The following is a 24,892-nucleotide window of genomic DNA, read 5'->3' as shown; positions in this document are numbered from 1 at the left end:
GTAGGAGCCCACTTGTGGGCGACCGATACCTCCGGAATCACCGCACCGGTGGGTCGCGCACAAGTGCGCTCCTACAAGGGGGAGGCAGGCATCCTGTCACGGTGACCATCAGGGTCGTTTATGCTTCGCCCCGTCACAGGCCAGGCAAGCACCCAGCGGATGATCTCTTCTCACCTATCGGTGGTCTCGCTGCGTGACCTGATGCTGGTGCAGGCGGTGCGTCGCCATGGCAGCTTCAATAGTGCGGCGCGCGCGATGCATATCAGCCCCTCGGGGCTGTCCCATCAGGTGCAGAAAGTGGAGCAGGCGCTGGGTGCGCCGCTGTTTGAGCGAGGCGGTCGCCGCATCGTGCCCACGGCGGGCGGTCAACGTTTGCTTGAACAGATTGATACCGTGCTTGCCGCGGCGGAACACCTGCAGCAAGTGGCACGCGCGGGCGAGGTGGCATTCGGCGGCGAGCTGCGGCTCGGTGTTCCCGCCTCGCTCGGTCCTTATCTGCTCCCGCATCTGATCGGCCCGTTTCCCCAGCATTTTCCGGGCACGCGCCTGAGTCTTTCCGAAGGCAAGCCACGCGGCCTGCTGCGCCGCTTGAACGAGGGCGAGCTCGACGCGGTGCTGGCTCCTCTGGTCCCGCCAGTTAGTGGCGTAGCGATGCGCCCATTGTTCTTCGAACCCTGGGAAGTCATGTTCCGCGCCGACCACGCCATGGCCGGCAAGCGCAGCGTGGGCCTGGAACAACTCGACGCCACCGACGCCACGCTGATGACCGAAAGCCATTGTGAAGATGTACTCGGCGGCGGCCACGTGCAGGACGTGAGCCTGGAAAGCCTCGCTGCGCTTGTGGAATTGCGCGGAGGCTATGCGCTGGTGCCGGCTCTGGCGCACGAGCGATTGGCTTCGATGCCCAATGTCGTGCTCGCCAAGCTAAAAGGACAAGCTCCGGGTCGCGAGATCGCGCTCTACTGGCGCGAAGCGTCGCCGTGGCATGCCGATTTGCAGAACTTCGCGGCATTGCTGCGCAAGCTGGCGAAGCAGCGACCGGGATTGAAGGTGCTAAGCGAAGTCGATTGAATCGGTTCGGCGGATTTTCGGGTTGCGTCTCAAGGCTCGTCGTTCACAAGCCCAAGGCGAAAACCTGTGGGAGCGCACCCTGTGCGCGACAGTCACGCCTGGATGTATCGCTTCGTTGGTTTGTCGCGCACAGGGTGCGCTCCCACAGAAAAGCCGGGCGCCGTCCGCCGTTCTTGCTTAAAACTCCAACTCCTGCGCCGCACACAAATAATCAATCATCGGCGCCACGCGCTTATACGTGTCCACCAACCACGGCAACAACTCCGCCGAACACGCGAGCTTCTCGTCAAACCCCTCGCCACACGCGAAATCCTTGCGCTTGATGTCGTCGATCAATTCATGCGCCGGATCAAATCCGCGCGGCGGACGGCTCAGCGACTCGCCCCAGAATTCGAAGTGATCGCGGAACGCCTTGCTGCGCGTCGCCTTCTTCCAGGCCTCAGGGTTGTCGGCAAGAAACCCACGTATGTGCTTGAGCGCCTCCGGTTCCGGATGCCACATGCCGCCGCCGGCAAAGCAATCGCCCGGCTGAATCTGCACATAGAACGAGGGCGCCGGGATCTCGTGGCGCCGTTCATGGAAGAACCGCGCTCCCTGCCATGATTTGTAAGGCAGCTTGTTGTTCGAGAACCGCGTGTCACGAAAAATGCGGAACAGCGAACCGCCGTTCTTGCGCGTATCGGCGCGGTAATGTTTGCTGATCTTGTTCAACGGCGCCTGCAAGTCGCCGATCAGGGCGAGAAACGGCTCACGCACATGGGTTTCGTAGTCGTCTTTGTGCGCGTGGAACCATTCGCGGTTGTTGTTCTTTTCAAGCGAGCGAAGAAAGCGAAAGGTGGCAGTCGAGAAATAGGTGTTGGCCATGGTGTCTGTGGTCAGGCGCTGATGGGTGCAAGGTCGGCGGCGAGCTGCTCGCCCCAGGCTTGCAGTTGATCGAGGATGGCAAGTTTATCGTCGCTCGCATGCTCGGCGCGCAAGGCGGCGATGCGGGCGAAGTAATCGTCCAGCGTGAGGTTGGTCAGTGGCGTGGGCTTGGTCAGGCGATCGCGACAGAACGCCTGCCAGCGCGCCTGTTCGTCCAGGCTCAGCGTGTGCGGCCAGTTGCGGGCCCGATAGCGGAACAGCAGCTCCGGGTAGCGCGGATCGCGGAACGGAAACTCGCGTTGCCCCAATTGCTCGGGGGGCGTACCACGGATATCGGTCAGCAGGCGCTTGTCGGCATCGGGGAGGAAGCCGCTATACAAGGCAAGTTCCGGATCGGCCGGCGGCGGCAGATCGGCCGCACGCTGGAATACGCGGCGAAGTTTTGCCGCGAGGCCATCCGCCGAGGCGAGCATGTCGCGATGCGTCTGAATCTTCTCCATGTCGATCTGCAGACGCCCCATGTCCATGCCCTTGAGCGTGGACAACGGCGCGAGCGCCGGCGCCCGATTCGCGCGCACAGTGCGCAGCGGAATACGTTCCACACCCTCGGGCAGATCGGCACGCGAAGTGAACACCCGATCCGCGATTTCTTCCTCGTCCAGCTCAAGCAATTCAGAGGGGTCGCTGGAAAGGTCGTAAACGATGATTTCCCCCGGGCGACTCGGATGCGCCGCCAAGGGCGCCACCACCGCGAGGCAGTGACGGCTGGCCGGATAGCGCGACGACACATGCAGCACCGGCGTCATCGCCACCACGTCGAGCATCTCGAACACGCGCTGCTTGCGGCGCAAGTTGAAGTACCAGTCCCATAGCCGCGGCTGGCGCACACGGATCAGGCGCGCCAGGTCGATCAGCGCGTAGACGTCCGACAAGGCGTCGTGCGCGCGCTCCTGCCGCAGGTGGTTGGCGGTGGCCAGGTGCTCAAGCTTGAAGCTGGGCGAGCCATCCTCGCGCCTGGGCCATTCGATGCCTTCGGGCCGCAGCGCCTGGCACATGCGCACCAGGTCGATCAGGTCCCAGCGCGAGTTGCCGTTCTCCCATTCGCGGCCATAGGGCTCGAACATATTGCGGTAGAACATCTGGCGCCCGATCTCGTCGTCGAAGCGCAAGGAGTTGTAGCCCACGCCGCAGGTGCCCGGCTGGGCCAGCTGTTCGTGTACGCGGGCGGCGAAATCCGCCTCGAGGCAACCCTCGCGCTCGGCCTGCTGTGGCGTGATGCCGGTGATCAGGCAGGCGTCCGGATGGGGCGGCATTTCACGGGGTGGCTTGCCGAAGAACATCACCGGCTCGCCCACGATTTCCAGCTCCATGGTCGTGCGGATGCCTGCGAACTGGACGGGTCGATCGCGCCAGGGGTCGGCGCCGAAGGTCTCGTAGTCGTGCCAGAAAAAGGTCTGCATGCAGCGATCATCGCATGGCCTTCATGCGTGCTCCACGCTCCCCCGGCGAGGGTTCGGCGTAAGAGCCAGGCCGAAAATCAGGGTGGCGGCCCGCAACCTGCTGTTAGACTCCGCGTCCAGGAGGGCGCATGAGCCAAGCGAACGAAGACAATCTGATCTGGATCGATCTGGAAATGACCGGCCTCGATACGGACAACGACTCCATCCTCGAGATCGCCACGATCGTCACCGACAAGGATCTTCGCGTACTGGCCGAAGGCCCGGTCTTCGCGATCCGGCACGCCTTGGAGCGGCTGGAAGGCATGGATGCGTGGAACCGCAACCAGCATCGCCGCTCCGGTCTGTGGGAACAGGTGGTGGCCTCGGCCGACGATCACCTGGCCGCCGAACAGGCCACGCTCAACTTCCTCAAGGAATGGGTGCCGCCGGGCAAATCGCCGATGTGTGGCAACTCCATCTGCCAGGACCGCCGCTTCCTGCATCGCCAGATGCCGCGCCTGGAGCGCTTCTTCCATTACCGCAATCTGGACGTGTCGACGCTCAAGGAGCTCGCACGCCGCTGGTCGCCGGCCATCGGCAAGGGCTTTGCCAAGGAATCGGCGCATACGGCGCTGTCCGATATCCGCGATTCGATCGACGAGCTGCGCTATTACCGCCAGTTCATGGGACCGCTGGGCGGCGCGTCCTAAGGTCACCCCTGGGAGTCATCATGTCTTTCGATCTGTTCGCTCCCGTGCTCGACTGCAACGGCCGCCAGTTGAAGCTGGACCGTCCGCGCGTGGTGGGCATCCTCAACGTCACGCCCGATTCGTTCTCTGACGGTGGTCAATACGCGTCGGTCGATGACGCCGTCGCGCATGGCCTGCGCATGGTGGAAGAGGGCGCGGACATGCTCGATATCGGCGGCGAATCGACTCGCCCCGGTTCCGACGACGTGCCGGTGGACGAAGAACTGCGCCGCGTGCTGCCCGTGCTGCAACAACTGGTGGCGCGCACCGGCGTGCCGCTGGCCATCGATACCTCCAAGCCCGAAGTGATGCGCGCGGCCGTGGCCGCGGGCGCCGGCATGGTCAACGACGTCTACGCGCTGTGGCGCGAGGGCGCCATGGACGCCGTGGCCGAGCTGGGGGTGCCGGTATGCCTGATGCATATGCTGGGCGAGCCGCGCAGCATGCAGGACGATCCGCAGTACGACGACGTGGTGGGCGAAGTGCATCGCTTCCTCACCGATCGCCTGTTCGCCTGCGAGCTTGCCGGCATCGATCGCCGCAAAGTGATGGTCGACCCGGGCTTTGGTTTCGGCAAGAACCTGGAACACAATCTCGCGCTGCTGCGCGCGCTGGAACGTTTCGCCAGCCTTGGAAGCGGCGTCTACGTGGGCATGTCGCGCAAATCGATGATCGGCACGCTGACCGGCCGCCAGGTGCCGGCCGAACGCATGGCTGGTTCGGTCGCGGCCGCGGTCATCGCCGTGCAGCGTGGCGCGCGCATGGTGCGCGTGCACGATGTGGCGGCCACGGTGGATGCATTGGCGGTATGGAACGCCGTGCAGGCCGGCGACACACCGCCGCGCCGCGACGACAAACCTTCCGCGCCGCGCTGGCCGGACGACGAATAACCAAACAAACCAGGACGTCTGGCGCCTTTGTAGCGCCGACCCGGTAGGAGCAGGACCATGACGCAACGGAAGTATTTCGGCACCGACGGTATTCGCGGTCTCGTGGGGCAGTGGCCGATCAGCGCCGATTTCATGCTGCGGCTGGGACGCGCCGTGGGCGTGGTGCTCGCCCGCCACGGCCGGCCGCGACCGAAGGTAGTGATCGGCAAGGACACGCGCGTATCCGGCTATATGTTCGAGTCCGCGCTCGAGGCCGGCCTGGTCGCTGCAGGCGCCGATGTGTCGCTGCTCGGCCCCATGCCCACGCCGGGCGTGGCCTTCCTCACGCGTTCCCTGCGTGCCGATGCGGGCATTGTGATCAGCGCCTCGCATAATCCTCATCACGACAACGGCATCAAGTTCTTCTCCGCCAACGGCGAGAAGCTGTCCGACGAAGTAGAGCTGGCGATCGAAGAAGAGCTTGAGCTCGACTTCGCCACCGTGCCCTCCGAGCAGCTGGGCAAGGCGATTCGTATCGCCGATGCAGTCACGCGCTACGCGGAATTCTGCAAGTCCACCGTTTCGGAAGACTTCAACCTGCGCGGCATCAAGATCGTGCTGGACTGTGCCAACGGCGCGACCTACCAGGTGGCGCCCAAGGTGTTCTCTGAGCTGGGCGCCGTGGTCACCACGCTGGGCGACAAGCCCGACGGCTTCAACATCAACCGCGACGTCGGCTCTACCCATCCGCAGGCCTTGCAGCGTGCGGTCGTGGAGCAGGGCGCGGACATCGGCATTGCTTTCGATGGCGACGGCGACCGCCTGCAACTGGTCGACCGCCACGGCAAGACCGCCGACGGCGACGACATTCTCTACGTGCTGGCCAACGCCTGGCACGCCCAGGGCCTGCTGCTCGGCCCGGTGGTCGGCACGCTGATGAGCAACTACGGCTTGCAGCTGGCGCTGGCCAAGCTCGACGTGAAGCTGATCCGCGCCAACGTGGGCGACCGCTACGTGCTGCAGCAGCTCAAGGAGCACGGCGGCAACCTGGGCGGCGAGACCTCCGGCCATATCCTGTGCCTGGACCGCGCCACCACCGGCGACGGCATCGTATCCGCGCTGGCCGTGCTCGAAGCCCTCGCCGGCGCGGACCTGGCCGTGGCCCGCCAGGGGCTGCACAAGATGCCCCAGATCATGATCAACGTGCGTGCCGACGGCGCCCGCGAAGCCCTTGGCAGCGAGGCGGTGCGCGCCGCGCTGGCCCAGACCGAGCAGACCCTGGCCGGTCGCGGCCGCGTGGTGCTGCGCGCCTCCGGCACCGAGCCCCTGGTCCGCGTCACGATCGAGGCGGGCGACGAGGCCGAAGTGCGCCAGTTGGCCGAACAGCTCGCCGGTGTCGTAAAATCGGCGGCAGAACGTTCGTGAGCCTGTAAAGCGTTTTTGTTACCCAGGTCGCCAAGGATTGGCCCGACGTGCCCCGCCCCTGCGGTGGCGGACAGATAAGTGGACCGCACGCACAACCTGTGGACAGATCATGAAGAAAGTTCCGACTCTCGACATCCGTCGTTACGACACCGATCGCGCCGCGTTCGTGGCCGAGCTGGGCAACGCCTACCGTGAATACGGCTTCTGCTGCATCAGCGGCCACGGCATCCCGCGCGAGCTGATCGACGGCGCCTACGATTCGTTCCAGCGCTTCTTCGCGCTGCCGAACGACACCAAGATGAAGTACCACATCGCCGGCAGTGGTGGCGCTCGCGGCTATACGCCGTACAAGGTGGAAACGGCCAAGGACAGCAAGTTCGCCGACCTCAAGGAGTTCTGGCACGTCGGCCGCGAAATCCCGCGCGATTCGAAATTCGCCGACGTCATGCCGCCGAACATCTGGCCGGCCGAAATCGCCGACTTCAAGCAGAACGGCTACGGCTTGTTCGAAGCGCTCGATCAGCTTGGCTCGCGCGTACTGCGCGCACTGGCCCTGCACATCGATCTGCCCGAGCACTTCTTCGATGACAAGATCGACCAGGGCAACTCCATCCTGCGCCCGATCCACTACCCGCCGATCACCGACGAGAACATCCCGAACGTGCGCGCCGGCGCCCACGAGGACATCAACTTCATCACCCTGCTGGTCGGCGCCAGCGCCGAAGGCCTCGAAGTGCTCACCCGCGAAGGCGAGTGGCTGCCGATCACCACCGAAGGCGACGCCATCGTGGTGAACATCGGCGACATGCTGCAGCGCCTGACCAACCACGTGTATCCGTCCACCTCGCACCGCGTGGTCAACCCGCAGAACGCCAACGCCCGCAAGCCGCGCTACTCGGTGCCGTACTTCCTGCATCCGAATCCGGACGTGGTGCTCGATCCGCTGCCGCAAACGATCACACCGGACAACCCGAGCCGCTACAACACCAGCATTACCTCGCATGAGTATTTGCTGGAGCGTTTGCGCGAGATCAAGCTGATCTGACGCCGCGCCTTACTCCCTCTCCCCGATGGGGAGAGGGTCGGGGTGAGGGGCGGGTGCTCGCGGAAGCCTCTCTACCTCGCCTTAAACGCGCCCACATCGCAAATAAAAATCCCACTGCACATCACGCACATCTTCTCCCCAAGCCGCGCGAAGCTCCGCCTCCACCATCGCGACCGGATCTTCCCCTTTGTCCTTCACATACCGCTGCGTCGCCGACCACGACCGCAAATAGGCGAGGAAGTGTTCGACACTCCAGCGCACCGACATCTCGAACGGCGGCGCCGCGATTTCCACGAACGGAAAGGGAATGGTGCGATAGCCTGAATCGACCAGATCGCGTTCCGGCGGCCAATAGGGGCCGACAAGATCCACATACACACGATTCTTCAGCGCATCGATGGCAGGCGTGACATGGCAATCCGCGTATGACCACGCCGCGATCACGCCACCAGGCTTGAGCACACGCTTCACTTCCGCATAGAACGCATCGAAATCGAACCAGTGCAGCGCTTGCGCAATGGTCACCAGATCGGCGCTGGCGTCGGGCAGCGAACAATGTTCGGACGGTTCGGCGCGGTATTCGACATTGGCGCGCAATTCCGCATTGGCGATTTGACTGGCGCTCGGATCGCTGGCAAACACGCGCTCAAAACGCCCAGCAAGCGAGACGCTGGCTTGCCCGTTTCCGCAGCCGCAATCCCAGGCAAGTTCGGTCGCCGGGGCGATCTGCGCGAGCCAGTCAAACAACGCATCAGGATAAGAAGGGCGAGCCTCGCGATAGATCGACGCATGCCCTGAGAAATGATCCTTGAAGCTCATCGACATGCCCTGCGCAAGATGGACAAGCGCAGTATATCGACGGCAGTTTCCATGTTGCGCTCGTCTGTGGAAGCGCACCCTGTGCGCGACAGCCACGCCTGGGTCTACCGCCCTATAGGTTTGTCGCGCACAGGCCTGCATCTTCCCTTGTGGGAGCGCACCCTGTGCGCGACAGCCACGCCTGGGTGTACCGCTCCGTAGGTTTGTCGCGCACAGGGTGCGCTCCCACAAATAGCCAACCAGCAACTCTGATCCGCCATCCCCAGGCCTGCGCCTCCCCCTTGTAGGAGCGCACTTGTGCGCGACCGCAACGCTGAGACATACCGCTCCGTCGGCTGGTCGCGCACAAGTGCGCTCCTACAAAGGGCGGCCCGCATCCTTTGATCCGCCCCACAGGCGTACGTACCCCTTTTTTGTAGGAGCGCACTAGTGCGCGACCGCAACGCCGAGACATACCGCTCCGACGGCTGGTCGCGCACAAGTGCGCTCCTACAAGTTACGTTGCGATCAGATCGCCGCCTAAGCCACTTCCCCCAAATCCCGATACCTCTTCGACTCCCGCGCCGAAAGCCACAACGTCAACCTATCCGGCAGCAGCTTCATCATCGCCTTGATAAAGCGATTGACTCCTCCCGTCACACGCACAACCTCACCACACTCGACAGCTTCATACCCCTCACGCACCACAGCCTCAGCCGTCTGCCACATAAAACCAGGCAACTTGTTCATCAGCTGCCGCGTCCCAGTGACGTCATGAAACTCCGACCACGTAAACCCAGGGCAAAGCGCACAAACATTCACCCCAAGATGCCGGTTCTCCAACGCCAACGACTGCGAGAACTTGATCAGATACGCCTTGCTCGCCGCATAAAGCGTATGACCCGCCGACCCCGGCACATGCCCGGCCAACGAGGCGACATTGACGATCCGCCCGTATCCCCGCTCACGCATCCCCGGCAACAACTGCCAAGCCAACTCAGCCGGCGCAGTCATCAACACCCGGATAAACGCCTCATGCACCGGCCAGGCCACCGCTTCGAAGGTGCCCGGCACGCCATAACCGGCGTTATTGATCAGCCAGTCCACCTTGAGTCCACGCGCATCCAGCGCCTCGCACAGTTGGCGGACGGCGGCAGGGTCAGCCAGATCAGCCGCGAGTACTGTCACACTGGCCTTGTGCTGGTCGCGTAGCTCCTGCGCCAGCGCTTCAAGCCGCTCGACGCGTCGGGCGGTCAGCACCAGATCGTGGCCCCGCGCCGCAAGATCCCGCGCAAAGGCCGCGCCGATGCCGGCAGAGGCGCCGGTCACCAGACTCAATGGGCGGGCAGGTGGCATAGAAGTGGTCTCCTTGTGGTCCATCCGATTTTTTCCATAACGGCAAGGGTTTGTCGGGTCTTCGTTGCCAGTGGCATGGTCGATCGGTAAGCTTGGTCGTTTATACGCAATGGAACACGCGCATGCGCAAGAAACTCGTCGCCGGCAACTGGAAGATGCATGGTAGCCGCAGCATGGCGACAGCACTGGTCAGCGACATCGTCGCCGCCTTGCCGACCGCCATCGATGTGGTGGTGATGCCGCCGTTCCCGTACCTGGGCGAACTGGCGAGCCAGCATGCCGGTTCGGGCCTCGGTTTTGGCGGCCAGGACGTGAGCGAGCACGAGGGGCAGGGCGCGTATACCGGTGAAGTGTCCGCCGCCATGCTGGCCGACATCGGTGCGCAGTGGACCATCGTCGGGCACTCCGAGCGCCGCCAGTACCACGGCGAAACCTGCGCCCAGGTGGCCCGCAAATTCGCCGCCGCCCGCGCCGGCGGTCTCACCCCCATTCTCTGCCTGGGTGAAACGCTGGCCCAGCGCCAGGCTGGCGAGACCGAAGAGGTCGTGGCGCGCCAGCTCAAAGCCGTGCTCGACCTCAACGGCATCGGCAGTTTCGACACCGCCGTGATCGCCTACGAACCCCTCTGGGCCATTGGCACGGGCCATTCCGCCACACCGGAGCAGGCACAGCATGTGCATGCGTTCATCCGTAGCCAACTGGAAAAAGAAGATGCTATGATTGCCCGTCTGACTCGGCTGCTTTACGGCGGCAGCGTCAAAGCGGCGAATGCTGCGGAATTGTTCGCGCAAGCAGACGTGGATGGTGGACTGATCGGAGGCGCCTCGCTGGCATCGGCCGATTTCCTGGGAATCTGCGCTGCGGCGCATTAAGCGCAACGGACTCTTAAACAGAACCATGTTCGTCATCTTCAGCGTTTTCTACATTCTGATCGCCGCGGCGATGATCGTGCTGATCCTGATGCAGCGCGGCGCTGGCGCCGACGCAGGCTCGGGTTTCGGTGGCGGCGCGTCCGCGACCGTTTTCGGTGCACGCGGTTCGGCCAGCTTCCTCACTCGCTCCACGGCGGTGCTGGCAGCGCTGTTCTTCGCGTTGAGCCTGGGTATGGGTATCTACCTCGGCCACAACGGCAAGGCACAGACCGATAACGGCAACGATCTGGGTGTGATGTCCGGTCTTGCCAACAAGCCGGCTGCAACGCAAAATGCGCAGCCCGCCGCTCCGGCCAACGCGGAAATCCCGCAGGCCACCAAGCCGGCACAGGGCGATGTCCCCGCTGCAACGGCTCCGGCCAAGTCTACGGGCGACGTGCCAGCCGCGACGGAACCGGCAAAGAAAAACTAAGCAAGACACCTGCCCAGGTGGCGGAATTGGTAGACGCACTACCTTGAGGTGGTAGCGCCGTAAGGCGTGGGGGTTCGAGTCCCCCCTTGGGCACCAATCGAAGATAGCGATGCAGACGTGTCGTTATCGAAAGCAAAGAACCGCCAACTGGCGGTTTTTTTGTGTGCGCGTTTCGGGCATTGGGCCAACAGCGGGCACTCGTCATGGCAGAGATCCATTCGATTGTTGAGGTACCAACGGGCTGTGCCAATATTTCGGCCGGTATAGCTAAAAATTCCTTCCCGCTTTGCCACCCGCTAAGAGTCGCCCCGTGAACCATCCCCCGCCGACCAAACGACTGGAATTTCGTTGCTGGACCTCGGACGACCTGGCTCTTGCATGGGCGTTATGGGGAGATCCCCAAGTGACTGCGTTGATCGGCGGACCGTTCACCGCAGAAGCGGTGGCGAAGCGCTTGTCTACCGAGATGTCCTGCATGCAAGAACACGGCGTGCAGTATTGGCCGATCTTCCTCCGAGAAAGCGGAGAACACGCTGGGTGCGCAGGTCTGCGCCCCTACGATGTCGTTCAGCGCGTGTATGAGCTGGGAGTTCACCTGCGTCAGGAGTTTTGGGGGCGGGGATTGGCCGTAGAGGCGGGCGAGGCGGCGATCGATTATGCCTTTAACTCGCTCGGCGCTTCCTCTCTATTTGCAGGGCATCATCCCAAGAATGAGATGTCGCGAAAATTTCTGCAGAAACTTGGATTCACCTACACGCATGATGAGCTGTACCCGCCAACCGGGTTGAAGCATCCGTCGTATAGGCTTGTGCGGAGCTAACCAAATACCGAAGTCAGACGGCCGGGCCAAGTTCAGTTCTCAGTCTGAAGGCCAATGCGGGAAAATGAACCTGAGCCCATTGTTGGTAGCATGCATAATGCTGGCCCGGGGGGCTGAGGGCCTCCGGATTTCAGGGATAGGGGGGGCGAGGACTGAGATGGCAATTACGTTGGGCGCGCTGAAAATCGACGACGAGCTCGTTCTGAAGCAACTACGTCAGGATCTCAAAGACGACTGGTTTCCCGATCCACGAAAGTTCGACGACGTGTTCAATAAGGACCTCGTCCAGAAAATCCTGCGGGATAACGTCGAGAGCAACCATGGCGAGTTCCGTCCAGGTGTACGGCACGCGCTCAATATGCCGAAGTCAAACTTCACGCTGCGCTCGGCCCTCGAAACGAGCATTTCGGATCGCGTCATGTATCACGCCCTGGCAGCAGCCCTTGTCCCGCTATACGACCCTTTGATTCCTTGGCAGGCATTTAGCCATCGTTACAACGATCATGAGCTCGCTGAGAAGCATTTGTTTCGGTCAAGCGTCCAATCTTGGATGGCCTTCATTGGCGTGGTCCGATCCACGCTCATTCCGGATGCCGACAGCCCTCCGGCCTATGCGCTGCTCTCTACTGACCTAACTAACTACTACGACAACATCGACATTCGGAAGCTCAAGGAAGGGCTTGAGAAGCTTCTTCCAGAGACCTCGGCCTCAGCGGCTGAAAAGGCCGACGCAAGCGCCCGAATCCAAACGCTTTTTAAATGCCTGAACGATTGGACCTACAAACCGGGGTACGGGCTGCCGCAGAACCGGGACGCATCCTCCTTCCTTGCCAACATTTACATGCTTGGTGTCGACCGGGCGATGCTCTCAAAAGGATACAAGTACTTCCGGTACATGGATGACATCAAAATTGTTTGCGATGACTCCTTCGACGCCAGGAAGGCACTCAAAGACTTGAGCATTGAGCTTCGCAATATCGGCTTGTACGTCAACTCGAAGAAGACTGTGATATGTGATCCTGGTGACGCAGAGAAGGTAGACAACTGCCTCGACACATTGAATACAGAGCTTCTTGAGCTTGATGCGATTTGGAAGACGAAGCGCGTTCGAGTGATCTCTAGATCCTTCGTGTCCTTGCGCGACCTGACGATCAGGCTTTTGGAAGCTGGCCTTGTGGACAGTAGAGAATTCAGGTTTTGCATCTCAAGACTTGAGCTGCTTGCCGTATGCGAGGAGTTCAGTCCTCCTGCGGCTTACTTTGCCGACATCACGCCACACATCATTGAGGCTCTATGGAAGTTTCCAGCGGCCACAGATCAGCTCGCCAAATACATTAGATCTGTTCCTACGAGCAATGTGGAGCTTAGCGAGGTTGCGCAACATCTCATGCACTCCAAGAGGAACATCTACTCTTGGCAGAACTATAGGCTCTGGGTGCTACTTGCTCAGAAAAACTATAGGCAGCAAGAGCTTGCGGACTATGCGAAGGCGATCGTTCAGGAGGCAACTGATGGGCCGACTCGATGTGGCGCGACAATGTATCTGGGCGCAACGGGTGGCATTGATGAGCGCATTTTGATTGCCGATAACTTCCATACATTAATGTCGTTTATGGGCCAGAGGAGCGCACTCATCGCCATCCAAGAGCTGCGCTATAAGGACCATGTTGCTGGCCCCGTACAGCCGCATGTGCGCGATGACCTCAAGGGTGTCTGGCGTGGGCTCAATCGAGAAGGCGTTTATTTTGCGCCCCCCGAGCGGCGTTCAATTAGATGGTTGGTTGAAGGGGAGCGTGACTATGAATGACGCCGCATTTCTCTCTTACTTCCCAGATCCGTTCAACGTCAAGGATTCCCGCTATTTCGTTTTGTATGGCTCCAGGGGAGGCAACGAATTATCAGGCGGGGACCTTAGCAACTTCGCAGGCACGCTAATCACCTACGAGACCCAGGTACTCATTGAGGACATGCGCCGCGGCGGGGTACGACCGCCTCTCGGACTAATCAACATAGATGATGCGATTCGACTTCGTGCTGGGCGTGCACGAGATGAAGGAGGAGAGCGGCTCTGGAATCTGTGGCGGAACTTAGGGCCGCACTTTGATTCTCCAGGCGATGCCAAGGTGTTCGAACAGGTAGCACGCTCCAAGTCGCATCGCCCTGACGCTAGCGAAATTGTGGCGTTACTTGCCAAGGGTGCAAAAGCTGTCTGCGCTCTGTGGGCAGAACTAGAACACGCACTGAATGAGTTGGATGAACTGGAGCGATTCCTCCAGGTCGACGTGCCTGTCCAGCAAATCTTTCACCACCGCCAGGCGCGAGGGGTCGCTGTCGATAAGGAAGCTGCCTTGGGCCTCCTCCGGCACGTGTCGACCGAGAAGTATTTGGCCTACTCCAAAGTGGCCGAGAGGTTAGGCCGCAGCCCCACGGGTCTAGGATTTTGGAACATCCAAACGCACCTTTCGAAAACTGACGCACTCGACCTCGCAGCAGAAACGGATGGTGGAAGACTTCGCGAGTTGTTCAAAATGGCTGCGGCGCGTTCAGAGTTCGCCCGCGACTATCTCAGCTACACCGATGCCGATCGGGACGAGATGGTCCTGAGGCGATCCGCTGCACTCGGCGGTCGGTTATATCCGGAGTTCCAAGCACACGGAACGGTGACGGGACGCATACTGGTGTCTGATCCGTACCTTCAGCAGTTGAGGCGTAGGTACAGAAAGATCGTCGTCGCAGATCACGGGAAGCGCTTGGCCTACTTGGACTATTCGCAGTTCGAGCCTGGCATTTTGGCATTTCTCTCTGGCGACGAGGCTCTGATCGCGGCGTACAACGCAGGGGACTTGTATGAGGCTCTTAGCGTTGCTGTCTACGGGAATGCCGACAGCAGACCACTGAGTAAGCGAATATTTCTCGCGTACTCCTATGGCATGACAGCTGACCGTGTGTCAAAGCTACTTCTAGGAGAGGGCAACGAGGCCAAACTCGAACAGATGCAGACAACTATAAGCAAGTTCTTTGAGGCCTATCCGGGCCTAGAGGCTTTTAGAGCATCCATGCAGAGCGAGTTGATTAACAAGGGCTTTGTGGGAAGCTTGTTCGGCAATCAACGCAGGCGTGCCTCGGAGGGCGAGCACCGCCAGGGCGATGTCACCGCGAGTGCTGTGACGCAGGGTTTCGGGCGATGCCACCGCCGTGGACGAGTGGTCGCGAGGCGGAGGAGTGAGGGTGTCGTCAGGGGGAACGGACGAGCGAATGCGTACCGTATGATCGTGGGTAGCCATGATCAACTCTCAGAAAGTTGTTGATGGTTAGCGGGTCGTGAGTGTTTCCGCACTCACGGCCCGCGCCTCATGACCTGGCGGTCATGGTCATTCGCGAGGCCGTGCAACACGACATCGCGAATGACTGACTGACCCTAACAAGCGGGGTTGGCATCGTCTGTCAGGGATCGGCGAGATGGGTGTCCACCTGGGCAAGGCGGTGCGTGACGGCGCCAGGCTGACCGAATGTCAGCACCATTCCCTTAGGGGAGCTGGAGGCAGTTCGCGTTCGCAAAAGAGTGCATGCTGACCCATGAAATTGTCCCTAGCACCTTTTCGCTTAAGGCGGCTGAGAAGTGAGACAGGACCAGACAGGCAAGAAGAGATAGAAAGGTGACAACCATGACCGCAACGGTGAAGACATTTGACGCCGCCGTGTTCCTCGACAATGACGAGGTTATCGCGGCTTATCTGCAGGACGCGCTCGAAGATGGCGACATGGACGTGTTTCTGCTCGCCGTCGCTGACGTAGTGAAGGCGCGGAGCATGACGCGCGTCGCCGAGGAAAGCGGCCTTGGTCGCGAAAGCCTCCGATAACGGGGCAGATTCACTTCTCAGAGGGAAGGCTCACAATAGGCGTGAATCTGGCCCCGTTTTTCTCATCTGCCATCGATGCTCCGATCGCATGTTCGGACTAAAAAGCCCCCGCTGGCACGCTCCTTGATACACCCCTAATCAGTAACACCAACTCCATCCCCGGCACGGCATTTGTACGCGCTGAGCACCGCCTTTCCAGGCGGCTGGGGACGGCTGTGCTTCCAACAAGTGGTTGCTGCCATGGAAATGAATTTCACGTTGATTGATGAGCTGGGCGAGCCGATCGAGGTCTTTTGCGAGGTCTTTGAGCGGGGTGAGTCGGTGTATTGGCGGGCCTGGTTGTATGGGTTTGCCACGTTGCAGGAGACGATGGATGGGCATGCGGCCGATGATTCGGCGATTGCGGGGCAAATCCAGGCGGAAATCATGTTGCGTGGGATTCGCGCACATGCTGACCGTGAGGGGCAGTAACTGACCTTGCGCATCCGCCCGCCAGTACGGCGGGGTATGGCTGGGCTAACATCCGCCAGATCAGACGGATGGGAACAGGCCATGGCGACCCAACATGCGGGCGATACGTTAGTAGGGCAGTGCTATTGCGGCGCTGTCCGCTATCAGGTGCAGGATGCTTTTCTCTATGCCGCCAACTGTCATTGCTCGCAGTGTCGTCGCACCACCGGCTCGGCGTTCAAGCCGTTCGCGGGCATAGAGCGGGAGCACCTGGCGTTAATCCAGGGTGAGGACTCATTGCTGATCGTGGGCGATCCCACGGGGCACGATGCGCATTGCGGCCGTTGCGGCTCGCTGCTTTATTCGGTGGTGCGCGACGGTGAGTTTGTGCATGTGGCGATGGGGACGCTGGTCGATGCGCCTTCCATTCGCCCGAGTAAACACATCTTTGTCGGCTCGAAGGCGCCGTGGTTCGAGATCACCGACGACTTGCCGCAATTTCAGGCCTTTCCGGAATGAAAGAACCCCGCCGTGGCGGGGTTTTGGGTTTCACGCGATCAGTGTCGGAGACGCTTGCAGTCGGCTTTGATAAGCCGCTTCCGTTTCCGTGTAGAGCCCGGACCATGGGTCCAGCACATAGCCCTCGGCGGGCTCGGGCGACACGCGCCTTGCGTGAAGTTCTTCGCCGGCAAATGGCGCATCAAGGGTCATCGGATCCATATGCACTCCTGCTGGTGGTCGCCTGGGAAGTTCAGACTAGCCAGCGGCTCGTTGGTGACCGGTTAAAGCAGGCGCCGATTTGGGCAAACGGAATTCTTATCAAATTCCTAGGAATCGCAGGCTTTGACATTCTCATGACGGAGTGCTCCCCGGGGCGCAGCTATATGAATCTTTTGCGGCATCACCTGCCATTTCCGCCATTTCGAGCAGGCGTGTCACAATGGCCGCCCCGCATCGCCACGACGACGCCCTTGCGATGGCTATCCAAAAAGACGCATTCCGGCAGTTCCAGGAAGAACTGGCCGCACTCGACAAGGAACAGCAGACGCGTCGTAGCGATGCCAAGGAAAAGCCGATGGAGCGCGCCCGTCGCGAGTTCCTCGCGTTGCGTGAGCGCTATCAGTTGAGCGTGGCCGACGTGGTGGCGTTTTTTCCCGAAGAAGAAGGCATTGCGTATTTGCAGGCATTGATTGCCGCCTCGGAAGCTCCTCAGCGCAAGCGTCGCGTCAGCCGAAAGGCGCCCGAACAGGACTAGGCACACTTTGCCCTTGCTCGCAGGGGAGCTAGCATCCGGCGTTCACACCTGAGGTACCGGAATGTTGCGCTACGCCGTCCTTACCGTGTTCGCCTTGATCTGTGCCGATGCCCTGGCGCAGGACGTCACGCCGACGGTGTTCGCGCCCGGCGTGATTTCCGGTCCGCTGCATGACAGCGCGCCGGCCTTCACGCCCGATGGCAACACGGTGTATTTCACGCGTAGCGATGGCACGTATTCCGGCATCCTGGTCAGCCATCTCGACCATGGGCATTGGTCCACGCCGGTGATGGCCCCGTTCTCCGGACAGTGGAGCGATATGGAGCCTTCGATGTCGCCGGATGGGCGCTTTCTCGTTTTCGTTTCCAATCGCCCGTCGACGCCGGGCGGCAAACCGCTCGATGGTTTCTTCATGGGGCGCAGCTTTCCCGAGCGCGGCGGCAACCTGTGGAAGGTGATGTGGCAGAACGGCAAGTGGAGCGCACCGGTGCGCCTGCCGGATAACGTCAACCGCAGCGATTCCACTTTCGCGCCCAGCGTGGCGGCCGATGGCAGTCTGTATTTCATGCACCCGGCTGCCAATCCGAAGCACTTCCAGTTGTATCGGGCGGCATGGCATCGCGGTGGTTACGATGACCCGCAGCCGCTGCCTTTCAGCGATGGCCACGTCACCGATGTCTCGATCCTGCGGTGGCGCCGGATGAGTCCTTCGTGGTGTTTGGTTCCAGCCGTTCGCCGGCGCGTCAGATCGATCTTTTCATCGTCTTTCGCGACAACGGCACATGGGGCACGCCGATCCATCTGGGCAATGGCGTGAACAGCGCCGTCTCCGACGCGGAAGCGCGCCTGAGTCCCGACCATCGGACGCTTTACTTCGCCAGCGATCGCCTGGTGGATATCGCGCCCGGTACCGTGCGTGCGGACTGGGATAACAGCAAATACAACATCTGGCAGATACCGCTGGCGCCGTGGCTTGAGGCGCACGCGAAAGCGCAGCAGCCGTAACGCGCAAGCATCCTTGTTGCCGCGATGACGTCTCCGTAACAATCCATTTGAGATACAGACGTCCATCACGGTGAGGACGTCAATCATGATCGAGCAGATTCCAGATTTGCCGGCGGGTGCACTGGGCTTTCGTGCAAGCGGGCAGGTCACCGCCACGGATTACTCGCAGATCCTCGTGCCCGATATCGAAGCGGCGTTCGCGGTCAACCGAAAGCTGCGCTTGCTCTATCACATCAGCCCGGACTTCACCGGTTTTGACGCAGGCGCCATGTGGGAAGACGCGCAGCTTGGCTTCCGTCACTTCAGTGGCTGGGATCGCGTGGCCCTGGTGACAGACGTGCACTGGTTACGCATCACAGCGACTGCCATGGGGTTTGCCGTGCCGGCGGAGTTCAAGCTGTTCCATGACGTGCAATTCGACGAAGCGGTGGCATGGATCAGCGAACCGCGGCCCGTCGACGAGGATGGGAACAAATGAAACCAATTGGCGCTTGTCAGCTGGCGCGACATGTGATGAAGTCGGCCACATGATCAGCCTTCACGCCCAACTCGTTGCCATGACCGCCGCTGCGGCGTCGGCCAGCGAGTGCGTGCGCGCGCTGAACAATAACAACGCCAATAACAATACCCGCAACCACGGGTGGGCCGGCGTGTAAGCACCAGAAACACATTACACACGCAAAAAGGCCCGCTCACTGCGGGCCTTTTTGTTTTTCCGTCACGTGAAAGGCAAACCAGGAATCCAGCTCATGTGTTCGATCTTCGGTATGTTCGATCTGCAACCCGGCGATGATCTGGCCGCGTTGCGCCAGCAGGCGCTCGAGCTTTCGCAACGCCAGCGTCACCGCGGCCCGGATTGGAGCGGCGTGTTCGTGGATGCAGGGGTGATCCTTGTGCACGAACGCCTAGCCATCGTCGACCCGGCCAGCGGCGCACAGCCCTTGCATTCGCGCGATGGCGCGCTGGCGCTGGCGGTGAATGGCGAGATCTACAACCACCGCGAGCTGCGTGCGGCAAGCGACTACGATTTCACCACGGGCTCCGATTGCGAAGTGATCAACGCCTTGTATCGGCAACACGAATCGCCGTCTGTTTGGGTATCCCAGCTCAATGGCATTTTCGCCTTTGCACTATGGGACAGCGTCGAGTCGCGCTACGTGATAGCGCGTGATCCGATTGGCGTGTGTCCGCTGTATTGGGGGCACGACAAGGAAGGGCGGCTGTGCGTTGCCTCGGAAATGAAATCGCTGGTTGGTTTGTGTGCCGATGTGGCGCCGTTTCCGCCGGGGCACGTGTACGACAGCGTGGATGGCGAGCTGCGTCGCTACTACCACAAGCCATGGCGCGACTATGCGCAGACGCAGGGACACCAGGTACCTTTGCCGGAGTTGCGTCATGCCTTTGAACAAGCCGTGCATCGTCAACTGATGACCGACGTGCCGTATGGCGTGTTGTTGTCGGGCGGCCTGGATTCCTCGCTCGTGGCTGCCTGTGCCGCGCGCTTTGCACGTCATCGCGTGGAGGATGATGACCGCGGCGAAGCATGGTGGCCACGCCTGCATTCTTTCGCCATCGGGCTGGAAGGCTCGCCCGATCTTGCCGCGGCACAAGTGGCGGCGGATGCCCTGGGAACGGTGCACCACGGCTTTGTGTACACCTTCTGGGAAGGTCTCGACGCGTTACCCGAGGTGATACGACACATCGAGACCTATGACGTCACCACCATTCGCGCCTCTACGCCAATGTATCTACTGGCGCGTCGCATCAGGGCGATGGGTGTGAAGATGGTGCTGTCAGGCGAAGGGTCGGACGAGATCTTTGGCGGCTACCTGTATTTCCACAAGGCGCCTTCCGCTGAAGCATTCCATGAAGAGACGGTGCGCAAGCTCGACGCGCTGCACAGCTACGACTGCCTGCGCGCGAACAAGTCGATGATGGCCTGGGGCGTGGAAGCGCGCGTGCCTTTCCTCGATCTGGAATTTCTCGACGTCGCGATGGGCATGGATGCGCGTCACAAGATGGCGGGGCAGGGGCGGATTGAAAAAGCTGTGCTGCGAGAAGCTTTCCAGGGCGCCTTGCCCGACGAGATTCTGTGGCGACAGAAGGAGCAGTTCAGCGATGGCGTGGGCTACGGCTGGATCGACGGCCTCAAGGCGCACGCCGAGCAGGCAGTGAGCGATCGCGAGTTCGCCGCCGCGGCCACGCGCTTTACGCACAACCCGCCCGCTACCAAGGAAGCCTATTTGTATCGGCGCATCTTCGAGCGGTTCTATCCGGGGCAGGCGTGTGCGGAAACGGTGCCCGGTGGGAAGTCGATTGCCTGTTCCTCGCCGGCGGCGCTGGCGTGGGATCCGGCGTTCGCGGCTGCGGCCGATCCCTCCGGCCGCGCGGTGCGCGGCGTGCACCAGCAGGCGCTGGGCTGAGGTGTCAGGCGATGGACGAGCGCTTGCACGGCCGTCGCTGATCGCCCGGGGCGCCGCCGCTTCCCTTGGATGGCGCCGCTCTTGTGGCCGCTGCCGGGACGCGGCCCGACCGCCCCGTCTGAACGCGCGTTCACGCCAGTGGTCCCTTCGGGCGCATTCCGGCCCCTGAGGCACCTCTGTTATCCTAGAAGGCTGAATATCCGGAATTTCAAATCACATGATCGAGACCAATCCGATCCATGCGCAGATCGCGGACCTCAAGGGCCGCGTCGAGTCGCTTAGGGGGTATCTTTGACTACGCCACCAAGCGTGAGCGTCTCGAAGAAGTAAGCCGCGAACTGGAAAGCCCCACCGTGTGGGACGATCCGCCGCGCGCACAGGAACTGGGCCGCGAGCGCGCCCGCCTGGACACCATCGTGAGCGGCATCGACAGCCTGACGGCCGGCCTCACCGATGCCGGCGAGCTGCTGGAAATGGCCGCCGCCGACAACGATGAAGACACCGCCAACTCGGTGGTCACCGACCTGGCCGGCCTCGAAGCCAAGGTGAGCAAGCTGGAATTCCAGCGCATGTTCTCCGGCAAGATGGACGCCAACAACGCCTTCGTGGACATCCAGGCTGGCGCCGGCGGCACCGAGGCGCAGGATTGGGCCGAAATCCTGCTGCGCATGTATTTGCGCTGGGCCGAATCGCGCGGCTGGAAGGCCGAGCTGATGGAAGTCTCCGGTGGCGAAGTGGCCGGCATCAAGTCCGCCACCTTCCGCGTGGAAGGCGACTACGCCTATGGCTGGCTGAAGACCGAAATCGGCGTGCACCGCCTGGTGCGCAAGAGCCCGTTCGATTCGGACAACCGCCGCCACACCAGCTTCACTTCGGTGTTCGTGTCGCCGGAAGTCGATGACGACATCGATATCGACATCAACCCGGCCGACCTGCGCACCGACGTGTATCGCTCGTCCGGCGCCGGTGGCCAGCACGTCAACAAGACCGAATCGGCGGTGCGTATCACGCATATCCCGACCAATACGGTCGTGGCCTGCCAGACCGAACGCAGCCAGCACGCCAACCGCGATCGCGCCATGAAGATGTTGGCCGCGAAGCTGTATGAGCTGGAGCTGCAGAAGCGCAACGCCGAGAAGGATGCGCTGGAAGCGACCAAGTCGGACATCGGCTGGGGCAGCCAGATCCGCAACTACGTGCTGGACCAGAGCCGTATCAAGGATCTGCGCACCGGCATCGAGCGTTCGGATACGCAGAAGGTGCTGGACGGCGATCTCGACGAATTTGTCGAGGCGAGTCTGAAGTCCGGCCTGGATGCCGGTGCCAAGCGCGTGGATGCCTGATCGACACCTATGGAACCTGGCCACACCGGAGGTAATGCCCGCATGACTCGCAGGAAGACTTTCCGTACGTTGATGGCATGTGTTGCATTGATGGGATGCCAGGGCCTGGTCGCCGCGCAGGACAATTCTGCCAGCCAGGGCGTCAAAGAGGATGCGCGCGCGGCCGGCAAGAAGGTTGGCGACGCGGGCCGTGACGTAGGCCATGCCACCAAGGACGCGGCGGTGTCCGTCGGGCACGGCGCGAAGGATGCGGGCCTGGCAGTGGGTCATGGCACGAGGGATGCCGCCCTGACCGTCGGGCACGGTGCGCGTGATGGATGGAATGCCACGAGGCACGCCGTCAAACACGCGTTCGGTAAGGACGATTGATCATCGGTGGCGCGGGAAGCCCTTCGCCCTGACGATCTGATGACAAACAAAAGCGCGTCCGCCACATGGTGCGGGCGCTGGCAGCGACGGGAACCTCATGACTGAACCGACCGATATCCAGCCCATCGACGAGAACAAGCTGATCGCCGAGCGCCGCGAGAAACTCAAGGCGTTGCGTGGGCAGGGCGTGGCGTTTCCGAACGACTACAAGATCGACGCGTTCACGGGCGATCTGCAGGCCGAGTTTGCCGATACGGAGAAGTGGACTGCAGAAGCCATCGAAGGCCTTGCTCGCCGCGTGAAAGTCGCTGGCCGCGTCATGCTCAAGCGCGACCAGGGCAAGGTTGCCTTCGTGCAGATGCAGGATGTCAACGGCCGTATCCAGCTGTTCATCCACCAGGGCACGGTGGGCGAGGATACGTACAAGGCGTTCAAGACCTGGGACATGGGCGACATCGTCGGTGCCGAGGGCACGCTGATGCGCACGCGCACGGGCGAGCTGTCGGTGAAGGTGGATGTGCTGCGTCTGCTGACCAAGAGCCTGCGTCCGCTGCCGGACAAGCATCACGGCATGGCCGATGTGGAGCAGCGCTATCGCCAGCGCTATGTCGACCTGATCGTCACCGAGGATGCGCGCCGCACCTTTGCGCAGCGCTCCAAGATCATCGGCTTTATTCGCAAGTGGCTGGAAGCTGAGCCGCGCCGCTTCATGGAAGTGGAAACGCCGATGATGCACGTGATCCCGGGCGGCGCCACGGCGCGTCCGTTCGTGACGCATCACAACGCGCTGGACATGGATCTTTATCTGCGTGTGGCGCCTGAGCTCTACCTCAAGCGCCTCGTGGTCGGCGGCTTCGACCGCGTTTACGAGATCAACCGCAACTTCCGCAACGAGGGTGTGTCCACGCGACACAACCCTGAGTTCACCATGCTCGAGCTGTACCAGGCGTACGCCACGTACACCGAGATCATGGATATCACTGAAGAAGTGATCCGCGAGACGGCCAAGAACGTGATCGGCACGACCAAGCTGGTATGGGAAGGCAATGAGATCGACGTGGGTCCGGCGTTCCGTCGCTGGAGCATGGAAGACGCCGTGCTGGAGTTGAACCCGGAGATCAAGCGCGATGACCTGCGCAATCGCGACGCCATGGCCGCCCACGCCAAGCGCCTGGGCTGCCAGGTCAAGGACGGCTTCGGTTGGGGTCGCCTGTTGCTGGAAATCTTCGAGAAGACGGTGGAGCACACGCTGATCCAGCCCACCTTCATCACCGATCATCCGGTGGAAGTCTCCCCGCTGGCGCGCGAGAGCGACACCAATCCCGGTATCACCGACCGCTTCGAGCTGTTCATCAACGCCAAGGAGCTGGCCAACGGCTTCTCCGAGTTGAACGACCCGGAAGACCAGGCCGCCCGTTTCCAGAAGCAGGTGGAAGCCAAGGTCGGTGGCGACGACGAAGCCATGCATTTCGATGCCGACTACATCCGCGCGCTGGAAGTGGGCCTGCCGCCGACCGGCGGCCTGGGCATCGGCATCGATCGCCTGGTGATGTTGCTCACTGGTTCGGCGTCGATCCGCGACGTGCTGCTGTTCCCCTATATGCGCCCGGAGGCCTGATCCATGTGGTTCGCGATTGTTGGTACGGATGTGCCCGATTCCCTGGAGAAGCGTTTGGCCGCGCGCCCGGCGCATGTGGAACGCCTGAAAAAGTTGCTGGATGAAGGCCGCCTGCTGGTGGCCGGCCCGTTCCCGGCGATCGATTCGCCCGATCCGGGCCCGGCGGGTTTCACCGGCAGCCTGATCCTGGCCGAGTTCGCCTCGCAGGCGGACGCGGAGGCCTGGGCCAAGGTCGATCCGTATGTGGATGCCGGCGTCTACGCCAGCGTCAGCGTCAAGCCCTTTATCAAAGCGCTGCCGCAGGCATGAGCGCGCCCATGGTCGAGCAGATCCGCGAGCGCCTGCAGCAGGCGCTGGAACCCTCGACCCTCGAAGTGCTGGACGAGGGCCACAAGCACGCCGGCCATGCCAACGAGGGGAAGGGGCATTTCCACGTGCGCATTGTCAGCGCGGCCTTCGCCGGGCAGATGTCGATCAAGCGCCATCGCCTGGTTTACGCCGCCCTGCACGGGCTGATGGACAACGGGATCCACGCGCTGTCGATCGACGCAAAGGCGCCCGGCGAGTAAGGGCAACCGGTTCCCTCACCGTCGTCCCAGCGAAAGCTGGGACCCGGTGACTTTGCCTTGAGACGCACCGTCCGAAGGCGCTGGATTCCTGCTTTCGCAGGAATGACGATCTAGGGCGAAGAGAAAACTTTTCTATAACATTGGCTTATGCGCCAGTGTTAAAGTGAAAGCTGTGGCCAAAACGCATTGCGGCTTCCCCTCGCGTTTGGCACAGTGACCC

At 61.7% G+C, this 24,892-nt stretch carries 29 protein-coding genes and 1 tRNA gene; 25 read left to right on the top strand and 5 right to left on the bottom strand.

The genetic code is table 11. From position 1 onward, the window contains the following. Positions 1-159: 159 nt before the first annotated feature. The gene (locus tag AB4Y82_RS08395; protein ID WP_441602402.1) at positions 160-1,071 is read left to right on the top strand and encodes a LysR family transcriptional regulator; all 912 of its coding nucleotides are present in this window, start codon (positions 160-162) and stop codon (positions 1,069-1,071) included. A gap of 177 nt (positions 1,072-1,248) precedes the next feature. On the opposite strand, the gene AB4Y82_RS08390 is transcribed toward AB4Y82_RS08395, so the two are convergent. Both AB4Y82_RS08390 and sbcB read right to left on the bottom strand, forming a co-directional pair. Then, positions 1,249-1,935 (bottom strand): DUF2461 domain-containing protein, encoded by a 687-nt coding sequence (locus AB4Y82_RS08390; RefSeq protein ID WP_441602401.1) that lies wholly within the window; start codon positions 1,933-1,935, stop codon positions 1,249-1,251. Positions 1,936-1,946: 11 nt separating this feature from the next. Next, positions 1,947-3,395 carry an exodeoxyribonuclease I gene (sbcB, locus tag AB4Y82_RS08385; protein WP_441602400.1) on the bottom strand — a complete coding sequence of 483 codons (1,449 nt, stop codon included), beginning with the start codon at positions 3,393-3,395 and terminating at the stop codon, positions 1,947-1,949. Between the two features lie 128 nt (positions 3,396-3,523). Between sbcB and orn the strand changes: the two genes are divergently transcribed. The 4 genes from orn (at position 3,524) to AB4Y82_RS08365 (ending at position 7,462) form a co-directional block, all read left to right on the top strand. Then, a complete protein-coding gene (orn, locus tag AB4Y82_RS08380; RefSeq protein ID WP_441602399.1) occupies positions 3,524-4,084 on the top strand; it encodes an oligoribonuclease in 561 nt (186 codons plus the stop codon). Positions 4,085-4,104: 20 nt separating this feature from the next. Next, on the top strand, positions 4,105-5,013 hold the full coding sequence (gene folP, locus AB4Y82_RS08375; protein WP_441602398.1) for a dihydropteroate synthase: 909 nt from the start codon (positions 4,105-4,107) through the stop codon (positions 5,011-5,013). Between the two features lie 57 nt (positions 5,014-5,070). Then, positions 5,071-6,417 (top strand): phosphoglucosamine mutase, encoded by a 1,347-nt coding sequence (gene glmM / locus AB4Y82_RS08370; protein WP_441602397.1) that lies wholly within the window; start codon positions 5,071-5,073, stop codon positions 6,415-6,417. Positions 6,418-6,526: 109 nt separating this feature from the next. Continuing rightward, positions 6,527-7,462, top strand: coding sequence for an isopenicillin N synthase family dioxygenase (locus AB4Y82_RS08365; protein ID WP_441602396.1), 936 nt, complete (start codon positions 6,527-6,529; stop codon positions 7,460-7,462). Positions 7,463-7,543: 81 nt separating this feature from the next. Here AB4Y82_RS08365 and AB4Y82_RS08360 read toward each other — a convergent pair whose 3' ends face one another. Beyond that, entirely contained in the window at positions 7,544-8,281 is a 738-nt protein-coding gene (locus AB4Y82_RS08360) for a class I SAM-dependent methyltransferase (protein WP_441602395.1), read from the bottom strand. A 519-nt stretch (positions 8,282-8,800) separates the two neighbouring features. Beyond that, positions 8,801-9,616, bottom strand: a complete 816-nt coding sequence (locus tag AB4Y82_RS08355) for an SDR family NAD(P)-dependent oxidoreductase (RefSeq protein WP_441611220.1) — start codon at positions 9,614-9,616, stop codon at positions 8,801-8,803. Between the two features lie 122 nt (positions 9,617-9,738). Here AB4Y82_RS08355 and tpiA point away from each other — a divergent pair, with 122 nt between their 5' ends. From tpiA to AB4Y82_RS08310, 9 genes are all read left to right on the top strand, one after another. Beyond that, the gene (tpiA, locus tag AB4Y82_RS08350) at positions 9,739-10,488 is read left to right on the top strand and encodes a triose-phosphate isomerase (RefSeq protein WP_204636373.1); all 750 of its coding nucleotides are present in this window, start codon (positions 9,739-9,741) and stop codon (positions 10,486-10,488) included. Between the two features lie 25 nt (positions 10,489-10,513). After that, a complete protein-coding gene (gene secG / locus AB4Y82_RS08345) occupies positions 10,514-10,960 on the top strand; it encodes a preprotein translocase subunit SecG (protein WP_441602393.1) in 447 nt (148 codons plus the stop codon). Positions 10,961-10,971: 11 nt separating this feature from the next. Beyond that, positions 10,972-11,056 (top strand) — tRNA-Leu (locus AB4Y82_RS08340). 214 nt (positions 11,057-11,270) lie between these two features. Next, positions 11,271-11,780 (top strand): GNAT family N-acetyltransferase, encoded by a 510-nt coding sequence (locus AB4Y82_RS08335; protein ID WP_441602392.1) that lies wholly within the window; start codon positions 11,271-11,273, stop codon positions 11,778-11,780. Between the two features lie 157 nt (positions 11,781-11,937). Further along, the gene (locus AB4Y82_RS08330; protein ID WP_441611219.1) at positions 11,938-13,587 is read left to right on the top strand and encodes an RNA-directed DNA polymerase; all 1,650 of its coding nucleotides are present in this window, start codon (positions 11,938-11,940) and stop codon (positions 13,585-13,587) included. Then, positions 13,580-15,088 (top strand): DNA polymerase, encoded by a 1,509-nt coding sequence (locus tag AB4Y82_RS08325; RefSeq protein ID WP_441611218.1) that lies wholly within the window; start codon positions 13,580-13,582, stop codon positions 15,086-15,088. The genes AB4Y82_RS08330 and AB4Y82_RS08325 overlap by 8 nt, the downstream gene beginning before the upstream one ends. Positions 15,089-15,445: 357 nt before the next feature. Continuing rightward, positions 15,446-15,640 carry an addiction module antidote protein gene (locus AB4Y82_RS08320; protein ID WP_441602389.1) on the top strand — a complete coding sequence of 65 codons (195 nt, stop codon included), beginning with the start codon at positions 15,446-15,448 and terminating at the stop codon, positions 15,638-15,640. A gap of 240 nt (positions 15,641-15,880) precedes the next feature. Then, complete coding sequence (locus AB4Y82_RS08315; protein WP_441602388.1) at positions 15,881-16,111, top strand: hypothetical protein; 231 nt, start codon at positions 15,881-15,883, stop codon at positions 16,109-16,111. Positions 16,112-16,192: 81 nt separating this feature from the next. Continuing rightward, the gene (locus AB4Y82_RS08310; protein ID WP_441602387.1) at positions 16,193-16,609 is read left to right on the top strand and encodes a GFA family protein; all 417 of its coding nucleotides are present in this window, start codon (positions 16,193-16,195) and stop codon (positions 16,607-16,609) included. 30 nt (positions 16,610-16,639) lie between these two features. Here the strand turns inward: AB4Y82_RS08310 and AB4Y82_RS08305 are convergent, their stop codons facing one another. Continuing rightward, entirely contained in the window at positions 16,640-16,810 is a 171-nt protein-coding gene (locus AB4Y82_RS08305; protein WP_441602386.1) for a hypothetical protein, read from the bottom strand. A gap of 256 nt (positions 16,811-17,066) precedes the next feature. On the opposite strand from AB4Y82_RS08305, the gene AB4Y82_RS08300 reads away from it, so the two are divergent. From AB4Y82_RS08300 to AB4Y82_RS08250, 11 genes are all read left to right on the top strand, one after another. Continuing rightward, complete coding sequence (locus AB4Y82_RS08300) at positions 17,067-17,345, top strand: 2-hydroxyacyl-CoA dehydratase (protein ID WP_441602385.1); 279 nt, start codon at positions 17,067-17,069, stop codon at positions 17,343-17,345. Between the two features lie 61 nt (positions 17,346-17,406). Beyond that, a complete protein-coding gene (locus AB4Y82_RS08295) occupies positions 17,407-18,162 on the top strand; it encodes a TolB family protein (RefSeq protein WP_441611217.1) in 756 nt (251 codons plus the stop codon). Further along, the gene (locus AB4Y82_RS08290; RefSeq protein WP_441611216.1) at positions 18,159-18,350 is read left to right on the top strand and encodes a hypothetical protein; all 192 of its coding nucleotides are present in this window, start codon (positions 18,159-18,161) and stop codon (positions 18,348-18,350) included. The genes AB4Y82_RS08295 and AB4Y82_RS08290 overlap by 4 nt, the downstream gene beginning before the upstream one ends. Positions 18,351-18,435: 85 nt before the next feature. After that, positions 18,436-18,828, top strand: coding sequence for an STAS/SEC14 domain-containing protein (locus AB4Y82_RS08285; protein ID WP_441602383.1), 393 nt, complete (start codon positions 18,436-18,438; stop codon positions 18,826-18,828). 49 nt (positions 18,829-18,877) lie between these two features. Beyond that, positions 18,878-19,006 (top strand): hypothetical protein, encoded by a 129-nt coding sequence (locus tag AB4Y82_RS08280; protein ID WP_441602382.1) that lies wholly within the window; start codon positions 18,878-18,880, stop codon positions 19,004-19,006. A 93-nt stretch (positions 19,007-19,099) separates the two neighbouring features. Continuing rightward, positions 19,100-20,773 carry an asparagine synthase B gene (gene asnB / locus AB4Y82_RS08275; protein WP_441602381.1) on the top strand — a complete coding sequence of 558 codons (1,674 nt, stop codon included), beginning with the start codon at positions 19,100-19,102 and terminating at the stop codon, positions 20,771-20,773. Between the two features lie 217 nt (positions 20,774-20,990). Next, positions 20,991-22,116, top strand: a protein-coding gene (prfB, locus tag AB4Y82_RS08270) for a peptide chain release factor 2 (protein ID WP_441602380.1) whose coding sequence is annotated in 2 segments (ribosomal slippage) — positions 20,991-21,065 and positions 21,067-22,116 — 1,125 coding nt in all. Because the reading frame shifts where the segments join, the coding sequence is not laid out codon by codon here. Positions 22,117-22,158: 42 nt separating this feature from the next. Next, positions 22,159-22,485: a hypothetical protein gene (locus tag AB4Y82_RS08265; protein WP_441602379.1), complete on the top strand. Its 327-nt coding sequence runs from the start codon at positions 22,159-22,161 to the stop codon at positions 22,483-22,485. A 97-nt stretch (positions 22,486-22,582) separates the two neighbouring features. Next, complete coding sequence (lysS, locus tag AB4Y82_RS08260) at positions 22,583-24,103, top strand: lysine--tRNA ligase (protein ID WP_441602378.1); 1,521 nt, start codon at positions 22,583-22,585, stop codon at positions 24,101-24,103. 3 nt (positions 24,104-24,106) lie between these two features. After that, positions 24,107-24,412 carry a YciI family protein gene (locus AB4Y82_RS08255; RefSeq protein ID WP_441602377.1) on the top strand — a complete coding sequence of 102 codons (306 nt, stop codon included), beginning with the start codon at positions 24,107-24,109 and terminating at the stop codon, positions 24,410-24,412. Between the two features lie 8 nt (positions 24,413-24,420). Next, positions 24,421-24,672: a BolA family protein gene (locus tag AB4Y82_RS08250; protein ID WP_441602376.1), complete on the top strand. Its 252-nt coding sequence runs from the start codon at positions 24,421-24,423 to the stop codon at positions 24,670-24,672. The last annotated feature ends 220 nt before the right edge of the window (positions 24,673-24,892 follow it).

The sequence above is a fragment of the Dyella sp. 2YAF14 genome (genome assembly GCF_052114725.1).
Lineage (GTDB): Bacteria > Pseudomonadota > Gammaproteobacteria > Xanthomonadales > Rhodanobacteraceae > Dyella.
This window is presented reverse-complemented; position numbering and strand designations above follow the sequence as displayed.